The following is a 10,234-nucleotide window of genomic DNA, read 5'->3' as shown; positions in this document are numbered from 1 at the left end:
TGGGACGCTCCAATAATGATTGATTTCTGTTATGCTTATGAATAGGCGTAATCATACAATAAACCGCGATTAAGATCCCGAATCCGGCGTGCAAAAACAGAAAAAAAATTGCTTGCATTCTACAGAATCAATTTTTATCAGCGGCTTGCGCAGATTGCTCGCTGTCGGAGCGGATTATTTTCACCCGATTTGTTGCGGGCGCGCTTTGCCCCGGATTTTGTGCCGCGTTGCGCTGTAAGCGAAAATCGCTTTGCGCGCTGTTGCCGTCGGCATCGATCACCACCAAACGGTAACTGCCCGGATTGGCGTGCTGCAACAGATAACGCTGATCGTTGCCTTGATAAATCAAATGATCATTTAAAAACCACAGATACGGCGGATTGCCGCCGCTGATTTGCAGGTTTAAATCACGAATTTGTGCCAGTTCGAGCGTGCTGCCGGACAGCGGAGCTTGAGTCGCGATTTGCTGAGCGGAAGCTGCGGTTGATTCGTTGCGCGGTAATTCCACCCGCTGCAAGCGAGGTGGCAATTTGCCGCTGCGAATCGTCAGCGGATAGTGCGGCGGCGCATATTGGCGTGGCGGATTGTCTAACAATCCCAACACGCCGCGCAGCAATGGGATCAGATCTTCGGCACTGGCGCGCTGGGTGGCGAATTTGCCGTCGGCACGCCCGCCCCATAACACAATGCTGTAATCGCGGGTGTAGGCGAACAGCCACTGATCGCGCCAGCCGTATGACGTGCCCGTTTTCAGCGCCACGGGTTCTTTGCCCCAAAACAGCCGACCGTTTTGATCTTGGGTTTGCTGTAAGATCTCGGTCACTTGCCAGCACGCACTTGGCGTCGCTAATGCGCCAAACGGCGCTTGAGCATAGCTGCAATTGGCTAAAGTGCGGTACAGTTGCAATAATTCTGCGCCTTTAACCCCCACGCCACCGAGTGCCAGCGAAAGATTGGGTTGTGCATTTTTCGGCAGGTAGAGCGGTAAACCGTGGCGCTGTAAATGTTGGCTGAAGCGAAACGGATTAATCGCACGCAGCAGCCGCACCGCCGGCACATTGCGCGAACGCACTAATGCGCTGGCTAAACTGATCTCCCCTTGATAGCCGCCGTCGTAGTTGTTTGGTTGGTAAGCATCATCGACAATCGGCGTATCTTGAATCAAGGTGGTCGGCTGGTAGTTCAGCCAGTCGAACGCAAACAGTGTGATAAACGGCTTCAGCGCCGAGCCAGGGGAGCGCACCGCTTGCAGCATATCCACTTGCCCGTGGCGTGCGGTTGAGAAAAAATCTGCCGAAGCGACATACGCCAGATAATCACCGCTACGGTTGTCGAGGATTGCCGCCGCCAAATTGCTGTTTTGATGCCGCTGCGGCAAGCTGCGTTTCAGCAATTGTTCCAGTTTGAGTTGTAATCCTTTATCTAAGCTGGTGGTGATGATCGCCTGATCTGCTGCCTTGGCTTTAGCCTGATCGGTAAAGTGCGGTGCAATCAGCGGAAATGCGGTCGGTTGGATCGTGATCGCTTGTGCAACCGCACGTTGATATTGCTCTTGGCTGATTAACGCTGAATCCAAAGCGCGGCTTAACACCCGATTGCGCGCGGCGGTGGCGCGTTCAGGGTAGCGCAGCGGGTGATAAAAGTGCGGTGATTGCGGCAGTGAAACCAGCCACGCCGCTTCAGCCAGCGACAGTTTATCGGCGGGTTTATTGAAATAGTAATGTGCCGCGCTGGCAATGCCTTCCAAATTGCCGCCCATTGGCGCGAGCTGCATATAGATTTGTAAAATCTCAGCCTTGCTGAATTGGCGTTCCAACTGCCAAGCGCGAAAGGCTTCAGTGATTTTACCGCGCCAGCCGCCGGAATGCGGCATCAGCAGGCGTGCGGTCTGCATGGTCAAGGTGGAAGCACCGGAGACAATTTGCCCTTGGCGCAAATTCTGTCCGGCGGCACGCATAATTGCGCGGTAATCAATGCCGTGGTGTTGGTAAAAACGGCGATCTTCATAATTGATTAACAGTATTAAATAATCGTTTGGCAGTTGATTATTCGTCAGTGGCATCCGCCAAGATTGATCGGCGCTGAGATAGCCGCGCAGCCATTCACCGTGGCGATCGGTGATCAGCAGTGAATGCTGTTGGTAGCGGCTGGTGACCAGCGGAAAGAGCCGATCTAAAATGCGTGGCAGACAAATCAGCAGTAATACCAACAGCAACGCGCTAAACAGCAGTGGTTTAGCGCGTGGTGTGAGAGCTTGGCGAATCCAGCTTGTCATCAGTTAAACAGCTACGGCTGGATCGTCACGCCGTTTGCCGGTTGAACCGCGCGATATTGCGGCTGATACATATTTTCCAGCGTGGTGGCTGGCGCTTGCCAGCTGCCCGCTTGCGCGGCGCGCACCACAAGACGGTGCACCATTTTCGTTTGTGCTTTGTCGAAAGTGAATGCCGCCAAATGGCGATCATCGCGGTTTTCGGTAAAGTGCGGTATCAGCGGCTCAGATTCATCGCCTTTGTCGATGTACGCAAACGGGATATTTTCCGCCACTTTAAAACCGGCAGGCAATGAATACACCAACATCATTTCGGCATCGGTTTGCGGCGCATCGGTGGTTTTTTTCAAGCTAAATTCCAGCAACAGATGTTGGTTGAGTTTTAACGCGTTCGGATTTATCGGTTTGCCTTGCAGATCAAGGAAACGCATGTCAAGTTGATAGCCGTTGGTAATCGAGGTCGCGGCTGTCGGCTGAACCCACTGATTCAGGCTGACAAAGATCGGATTAGCACCGCGGTTGTTTAGCTGAATATTAGGGTTGTCGTTGAGTGTCAGTGTTTGCAAACCGTTCACTTTCACCGTTTTACCATTGACTTCAACTGAGGCGGCTTGTGCCGATTGCGGCAGCCAAGTTGCCAATTTTGCCAGCCAGTGTGCGCTTTGGGTGTTCAAATAATGCGTGGTTTTCAACTCGTTTAACAACGCAGGCCAAACCGCACTTGTCGCTTGATCGAGATGTTGCAGAAGCTGAGAATCGTTCAGGTTCAGCTTTTCTGCCTGCTGTTTCAGTTCGTATAACAGCACCATCGAATTGGCGTGATCGCGCAGTGCGTCGCCATAATTGGCATAGCCAAAACTGACCGCACGCGGATTTTGTGCGATTTTTGCCAGTTGTTCAGCCACTTTGCTGACTTCACCCTGCTGTAATAATGCGTTTAAGATAAACAGTCGCGCCGGGTAGATCTCACTGCCGTTTGCGACAATCGGCAATGCTCGCAACAGCGCACCCTGCACCGATTCCCCGCTTTTCGCCAACATATACAACGCATAGGCATAGCCTGTGGTATCGGCGGTGGCAGGTTTCAATTCGGTGTAATCGGCACGGTTCACCGTTTGATACAAATAGCCTAACACGCGATTGAGCGAACTTTGTTGTGCCAGCTGTGGCTGGGCGCTGAACAGGAAATCGGCGACGTAGGCGCTTAGCCACAGGTCGTTCTGTTCATCATTGCCCCACAGCGAGAAGCCGCCGTCGCTTGCTTGTAAGTTTGCCAATCGCAGTTGTGCGCGGTTTAAGTTGTTTTTTCGCTGCGCTTGATCAGGATAGTTTGCTTCCGGTAGATCATAGCCGAGAATCAGATTGTCGAACAGTAGATTGTTCCATGAGGCGCTGGCGGTCTGTTCGACACAGCTGTAAGGGTAGCTCGACAGGTAATCCAGCGCCTGCTGAGGATCGAACGGTGCGCGATTTGACAAGGTAAGTTGCTGCGTTTGCAGCGCGCCCTGTGCCGGATCAAATGTTGGCGATTGCCAGCTTGCACCGCCGTTCAATTGTGCCAGACTCAGACGGCTGAACGGCAACACCGGCTTACGAATATCGGCGCTGCGTTGCAGTTGCTTGTCAATATCGCCGCTGATCCGCACTTCAAATTGCGCTTTGCCGTTTTCAGTCGCTTGGAAAGTGCGGTTAAGGGTGATCTCTTGCTGTGGCTGCAATTTGATCACTTGCTGCTGTTTATTGTCGTTAAATCGTAACAGTGGATTGGCGCGCATTTCGACGTTGAGCTGCAACGGCTGATCGGTGGTGTTGTGCAACCGCACTTTCATCTCGCTTTGATCATCAGGTGATAAAAACAGCGGGGTATTCAGTTGGCTGACCAGCGGTTCTTTAACGATTAGCGTTTGTTCGGCACTGCCAATCTGTTCCGCATTCCACGCCACCGCCATTACCCTCAGTTTGCCGTTAAATTGCGGTAGCTCCAAGTCGATTTGTGCGCTGTTTTGCGCGTCGAGCTGCACCGGTTTTGACCAGAACGTCAATAAATCGATGTCCAGCTCCGGCAACGCCATGCTGCCAAGTTCAGCGCTTTCGTCGCCGTCAGCACCACTGCGAATCGCCGCTTGGCGGGCTTTCAGCTGTTTAATCACGCTGCCCCAGACATCAAACATCTCCAGTCCGAGCTGTTTTTTGCCGTAAAACGCCTGTTGCGGATCGCTGAAACTGGCTTTTGCCAATTGGTATAAACCTTCATCGACCACCGCAACTTGCACCCAGCTGGTTTGCTGCGGCGCACGGCTTAATTTGACCGGCAGGCTGATTTTTTGATTCGGCAACACTTCGGTTGGGAGCGCCAATTGCAGATCAAGATTGATATCTTTCAGATCATTGCCTAACCAATGTAAGCCGACGGCGCGTAAATTTTGATTGGCGGCAGGGGCTTGATTCCAAGCGTTTGCCAACAGCCAAATCCCTTGTGACCACTCTTCGCGCCATTTGAAATCCAATTCCGCTTCGCCGTTTTTAAAATTCAGCTGATGATTATCCAGAATTTTGCCGTTTGCCAGTTTGACACTCAGCGGCCCGTCGAACGGCGCACGCAACCGCACTTTGACCCGATCGCCGTCTTGATAGCGCACTTTGTCGCTGCTGATCGAAATGCTGTCCGGCGCATTGTTGACGCTTGGCTGAGTCCAGTTGCCGTATTCAATCGGCAGGGAAGTGGCGGTGAGCGGATCTTGCCCTTGCACTTCTAACACCCAGCTGCCGTCGTTAATTGGCAAGTCAAAACTGCTTGGTGCGGCGGCATTGGCGTTGAGCGAGCCTTGCGTGCTCAGGCTGCGGCTCTCATTAACGTGATATTGCCAAACGCCGTTGTTGTTCGACCAATACCAGTTGTAGTGAACGCGGTACAGTTTCCAGTCGATTTTGCCGCTCAGTGATTCGCCGCGATCGTTGATCAGCGCAGCTTGCGCCACCCGATCGTTCACTTTCAGCGCCAAATAAGGCTGAGCGCGCTGAATCGGCGCTTGCAGCTGGCTGTTGACTTCTTGCCCGTTTGGTTCGAACACCGCACTTCGTAGTGTTAGACTGAGCGGTTTGCTGCTGCGCGGCAAGTTGTTCAGCGGCAGGCTGAATTGTGCCAGCCCTTGCTGATTGGTGAGTGGCAAGTTATCGTGTTGCGAGCGCGCATTGACTTTTTCGTCAAACAAACCGATTTGCCACTCTTGCCAAGCCGGAATCGGATTGTTGTCGGCTTGAATCGTCCAGTTGACATAACCGTTTTGCCCGCTCGCGGGCGCGCCGTATAGCCAGTTTGCTTGAATGTTGAAACGTGCGGTTTCGCCGCTTTGCAGCTGTGGCGTTGCGCTGCTACTGGTAACTTCAATCTGTTGCGGCAAAATCGTAGCAAGCTGGATGGGGTGCTCTGCCAGATAGCCTTTGCCGTCTTTGGCTAGTGATAAGGTTAATTTCCAACTGCCTAAGCGGGTTGCGGAATCAAAAGCCTGCTCGAAATAATAGGCGCCGTTGGCGTGTGGTTTGAGTTCGGTAACCGAAAAGGTTTTGCCGTCGGGGCGGGTTAGCGTCGCCCAAATAGAGGAGGAATTGAACGCTTTGCCGTCCGGTGTTTTAAATAAAAACATCGCATTGGCAGTGTCGTTCGGGCGATAAACGCCGCGATCAAACCAAATCCAGCTCTGCATCAGCGGGTTTGCCAATTCGCCGGATAAACCTTTATTTGAGAGATCGATACTGTTATCAATCAGATTCAAATAGCCAAATTGCTCCGGATTGGCACTGACGATGTGGCTCGGCTGTGCGCCTTGTTCGCCGATAATCGCGGCTTGCGGGAAAAATGCCATGCCGTTACGGTCGGTTTCGGCGGTTGCCAGAATCTCATTATTTTTGGCGTATAGCGTGACGGTTTGTTTGGCAACCGGCTTTTTGCTGTCGAGATCGCGCATTTCCACCCACAGCCCTTGCGCGGTTTTATAGGCGGTGAAACCGCTGTTGCTCAGAGTGAATGCTAGAATGCTACTGTTGTAATCGTCGTCCTGCTGTTTGGCGCGCAACAGGTAAACGCCGGCTTTCATGTCTTGCTTGTCGTCAAAAAAATCATCGAACAGTAGGTTATTGCTGGCGGTTTGATTTTGTCGGGCATTGTCGACTTGAAAATAACCCTCAAACAGTTGGCGTGCATTATCGCGCAGCAGCGAATCCACCCGCCAATAATAGCTGGCGCCAGGGTTACTGAGTAGATCGCGAATATCATAGTTGGCAAGGTTATTTGCCGGAATTTGCCAGAGTTCGAGCTGAACCCGATCAAGATTAGCGCTTTCTAATGTCAGGTTGCGCTGTTGGTAGGCATTTAACACGCTGCCTTGATTGGCAAAACGCAACATTGGTGTGCGCTGACCGGTTGTTGCGTTCACATTCACGAGCCGGTTTTGATCGGTTTGATTGCTTAAAGACAGGCGATATTCGCTCAGCAGTTTGGCGTTCACTTGAATATGGTAATCACGGTTCCATTCGCCGTTAAAGCAGAGCTGATCCCCTTGATATTGCCATTGAATATTGGGCTGATTATTGACGCTGAGCCACTGTTTCCAATTTTGCAGCGGTTCGGGATTAACCAGTTGTGAAAATGCCAGACAAACTCGCGGCAGATCGGAAGTGCGGTCAATCTCGACATCTGTCAAACTAAACCCATAATTGCGGATAAAACGCTGCCAGTAATCATTGTTTTCTTTGTTATCGGCTTGCTGCGAAATATAGCGCTGGAATAGGGGATAGGCAAATTCGACATTGGCATTGTTGAGGTTGATTAATGAGGAATACAGATTGTAATGGGCTTTGACATCGCCGTTTTGCGCGGCAAGGGCTAAAAACGGAATGGCGTTATCGCCATACACGGTATTTTGCACCAATTGACTTAATGTATCGTTGAAGGCTTTACGGTTTTGCAGATTGGCATAGCTTGGGGCGGTGCCCGGAGTGAATTGTGCGCTGGCGCGCAATTGCTGCAACTGATCGGCGTTGAATAGGCGGTAAAGCTCGGAGTCCGGCGTTTGCGCAAGGAACAAATCAATTTGTTCGATCAGGCGATCGCTCGAACGGTTTAAGGCGGCCTGATCCCAATTGGCGGCAAGTGCGGTGCCGGTTAGCAATGGTAACGCAAGTAGGGGTAAAACAGACAACGCAAAACTAAATTTTTTCATAAGCGATTTCTTCAAACGAGATCTTCAGCAAAAGAAAATAGTGACAATGATTAAAGATATTGACGAAATTATGGATGATTTACCGAATGTAAACAAGTGTACGTTGCATTTGGGGCGTGACATTTTATGTTTTTGCGGGCAAGGATACAGACCGAAAAATAATTTGCCTCTTTTTGCGTCTTTTTTGGAATTGGAATTGACTTAAACGCGATTTGTGATTAAAATTCGGTTCCTTATTTTTGGGTAGTCGTCGTAAAGTCTTTCTTGTGGGAGCGGTGCGGTACCTGAATGATCCTTGAGAAACCTTTATTAAATAATAAGTAGAGATTAGTTATGAAACGTACATTTCAACCATCAGTATTAAAGCGTAGCCGTACTCACGGTTTCCGCGCACGCATGGCAACTAAAAACGGCCGTCAAGTTTTAGCACGTCGTCGTGCAAAAGGTCGTAAGCGTTTATCCGCTTAATTGACCGCACTTGAGTGTGATTACGCACAAGTTTCTTCGGGAATCACGTTTGCTGGTTCCCGAACAATTCAAATTCGTTTTCCAGCAGCCTGTTCGGGCAAGTCGTCCTGAAATCACCATTCTAGCCAGAGCCAACCAACTCGCTATTCCCCGTTTGGGTTTAACCGTGGCGAAAAAACACCTCAAACGCGCACACGAGCGCAACCGTATTAAGCGTCTTTGCCGCGAATATTTTCGGTTACACCAGCACGAACTGCCAGCGATGGATTTTGTCGTGGTGGCAAAAAAAGGCATCGGTGAGTTGGATAACCGCACGTTAACCGAAATTTTGGATAAATTATGGCAACGTCATCGTCGTTTGGCGCAAAAGTCTTAATTTTCCTGATCAAAGGCTATCGTTTGGTGATTAGCCCGCTGTTGGGACCACGCTGTCGTTTCAACCCGACCTGTTCACAATATGGGCTGGACGCCATCCGAACGCACGGCGCGTTAAAAGGTGGTTGGCTTACAGTGAAACGTATATTAAAATGTCACCCTTTAAGTGCGGGTGGTGACGATCTCGTTCCGCCGGCGACTTCTTGTAAGTGCGGCGCCGAACAAAGCCACAAACATTCGACTAACCAATACAGAGAAAAATAATGAATTCAAAACGCAGTTTATTAGTTATCGCTTTACTGTTTATTTCATTTTTGGTGTACCAACAATGGCAAATTGACTATGTGTTGCCAAAACCGGCGCCACAAGAAACCACAACAGTGAATAACAGCAGTGATACGCCGTCGAACCTTGCAGGCGTTGACACCCAAACAACCGGGCGTGTGATTACGGTCGAAAGTGATGTGTTAAGTCTGAAAATCGACACCCTTGGTGGCGATGTGATTGATTCCGACTTGTTGAAATATGACGCAGAATTGAATTCCAATACGCCGTTCTCGTTAATGCAAAATGACAATACCTTGACGTATATTGCGCAAAGCGGATTGGTCGGTAAAAACGGGATTGATACCCCGGCAGGCCGTGCGCAATATCAAATCAACGGCGACAGCTTCAAACTGGCGGACGGACAAGATCAGATTCAAATTCCATTAACCTATGAAAAAGACGGCGTACAAGTGATCAAAACCTTCACTTTGACTCCCGGCAGTTACGCGGTTGATGTGGATTACCAAATCACCAACCAAAGCGGCGAAGCGATTGAACTTCAGCCGTATGCGCAAATTAAACACAGCTTGATTGATGTTTCCAGCAATTTGGCGATGCCGACCTATACCGGCGGGGCATATTCCTCTTCTGAAACCAACTACAAAAAATACAGTTTCGAAGATATGCAGAAAGCTAATTTATCGATCGCGACCAAACAAGGCTGGGTTGCATTGTTACAACACTATTTCGTGACCGCATGGGTGCCGAATCAGCACGCAGACAACCAATTGTACAGCAGCACCAATCAAGATTTCGCCTTTATCGGCTTCCGTGCGCCGATCGAAGTGATTGCGAGCGGTGCTTCACAAACTGTCAGCAGCAAATTATGGACCGGTCCTAAATTGCAAGATCAAATGGAAACGGTGGCGCCAAACTTAGATTTAACCGTGGATTACGGTTGGGCGTGGTTCATTGCAAAACCATTGTTTGGCTTGCTGCAATTCATTCAAAGCATCGTTTCTAACTGGGGCTTGGCGATTATCGGCGTAACGATTGTGGTGAAAGCGATTCTGTATCCGCTGACCAAAGCACAATACACCTCAATGGCGAAAATGCGGATGTTACAACCGAGAATGCAAGAACTGCGTGAGCGTTTCGGTGATGACAGACAACGCATGAGCCAAGAAATGATGAAGATGTATAAAGAAGAAAAAGTGAACCCGCTGGGCGGCTGTTTACCGATTCTGTTGCAAATGCCGATCTTCATTGCGTTATACTGGACATTTATGGAAGCAGTTGAATTGCGTCACGCACCGTTCTTCGGCTGGATCCAAGATTTATCGGCACAAGATCCGTACTACATTTTGCCTCTGTTAATGGGCGGCTCAATGTTCCTGTTGCAAAAAATGTCACCGACACCGGTGGCGGATCCAACGCAACAGAAGATCATGATGTTTATGCCGGTGATTTTCACCGTATTCTTCCTCTGGTTCCCTGCAGGCCTGGTGTTGTACTGGTTGGTATCAAACGTGATCACCATTATCCAGCAGCAACTGATTTATCGCGGGCTGGAGAAAAAAGGTTTACATTCTCGCGGGAAAAAATAACCTACTGCGAAATCACAAAATACGGC

General features: G+C 50.1%; 6 protein-coding genes. 4 read left to right on the top strand and 2 right to left on the bottom strand.

All coding sequences use genetic code 11. The features are described 5' to 3' along the window. Positions 1-127: 127 nt before the first annotated feature. Together pbpC and ACUHGC_RS12875 are read right to left on the bottom strand one after the other, a co-directional pair. A complete protein-coding gene (pbpC, locus tag ACUHGC_RS12880; RefSeq protein WP_446833676.1) occupies positions 128-2,275 on the bottom strand; it encodes a penicillin-binding protein 1C in 2,148 nt (715 codons plus the stop codon). Positions 2,276-2,286: 11 nt separating this feature from the next. Then, on the bottom strand, positions 2,287-7,491 hold the full coding sequence (locus ACUHGC_RS12875; RefSeq protein WP_446833675.1) for an alpha-2-macroglobulin family protein: 5,205 nt from the start codon (positions 7,489-7,491) through the stop codon (positions 2,287-2,289). A gap of 333 nt (positions 7,492-7,824) precedes the next feature. On the opposite strand from ACUHGC_RS12875, the gene rpmH reads away from it, so the two are divergent. From rpmH to yidC, 4 genes are read left to right on the top strand one after another with little or no spacing between them, the layout of a single operon-like run. Continuing rightward, positions 7,825-7,959, top strand: coding sequence for a 50S ribosomal protein L34 (gene rpmH / locus ACUHGC_RS12870; RefSeq protein WP_084255372.1), 135 nt, complete (start codon positions 7,825-7,827; stop codon positions 7,957-7,959). Positions 7,960-7,975: 16 nt separating this feature from the next. Next, on the top strand, positions 7,976-8,335 hold the full coding sequence (rnpA, locus tag ACUHGC_RS12865) for a ribonuclease P protein component (protein WP_446833674.1): 360 nt from the start codon (positions 7,976-7,978) through the stop codon (positions 8,333-8,335). Continuing rightward, positions 8,299-8,598 carry a membrane protein insertion efficiency factor YidD gene (gene yidD / locus ACUHGC_RS12860; protein WP_446833673.1) on the top strand — a complete coding sequence of 100 codons (300 nt, stop codon included), beginning with the start codon at positions 8,299-8,301 and terminating at the stop codon, positions 8,596-8,598. The genes rnpA and yidD overlap by 37 nt, the downstream gene beginning before the upstream one ends. Continuing rightward, on the top strand, positions 8,598-10,208 hold the full coding sequence (gene yidC, locus ACUHGC_RS12855) for a membrane protein insertase YidC (protein ID WP_446833672.1): 1,611 nt from the start codon (positions 8,598-8,600) through the stop codon (positions 10,206-10,208). The genes yidD and yidC overlap by 1 nt, the downstream gene beginning before the upstream one ends. Positions 10,209-10,234: the final 26 nt, after the last annotated feature.

The sequence above is a fragment of the Testudinibacter sp. P27/CKL/0425 genome, assembly GCF_052931395.1.
The sequence above is the reverse complement of the archived record's forward strand: the minus strand, read 5'-3'. Positions and strand labels throughout refer to the sequence as shown.

Bases quoted from the DNA above. Each gene is read 5' to 3' on its own strand.
- rpmH (WP_084255372.1), top strand. From the start codon at position 7,825: ATGAAACGTACATTTCAACCATCAGTATTAAAGCGTAGCCGTACTCAC.
- pbpC (WP_446833676.1), bottom strand. From the start codon at position 2,275: ATGACAAGCTGGATTCGCCAAGCTCTCACACCACGCGCTAAACCACTG.
- yidD (WP_446833673.1), top strand. From the start codon at position 8,299: ATGGCAACGTCATCGTCGTTTGGCGCAAAAGTCTTAATTTTCCTGATC.
- yidC (WP_446833672.1), top strand. From the start codon at position 8,598: ATGAATTCAAAACGCAGTTTATTAGTTATCGCTTTACTGTTTATTTCA.
- ACUHGC_RS12875 (WP_446833675.1), bottom strand. From the start codon at position 7,491: ATGAAAAAATTTAGTTTTGCGTTGTCTGTTTTACCCCTACTTGCGTTA.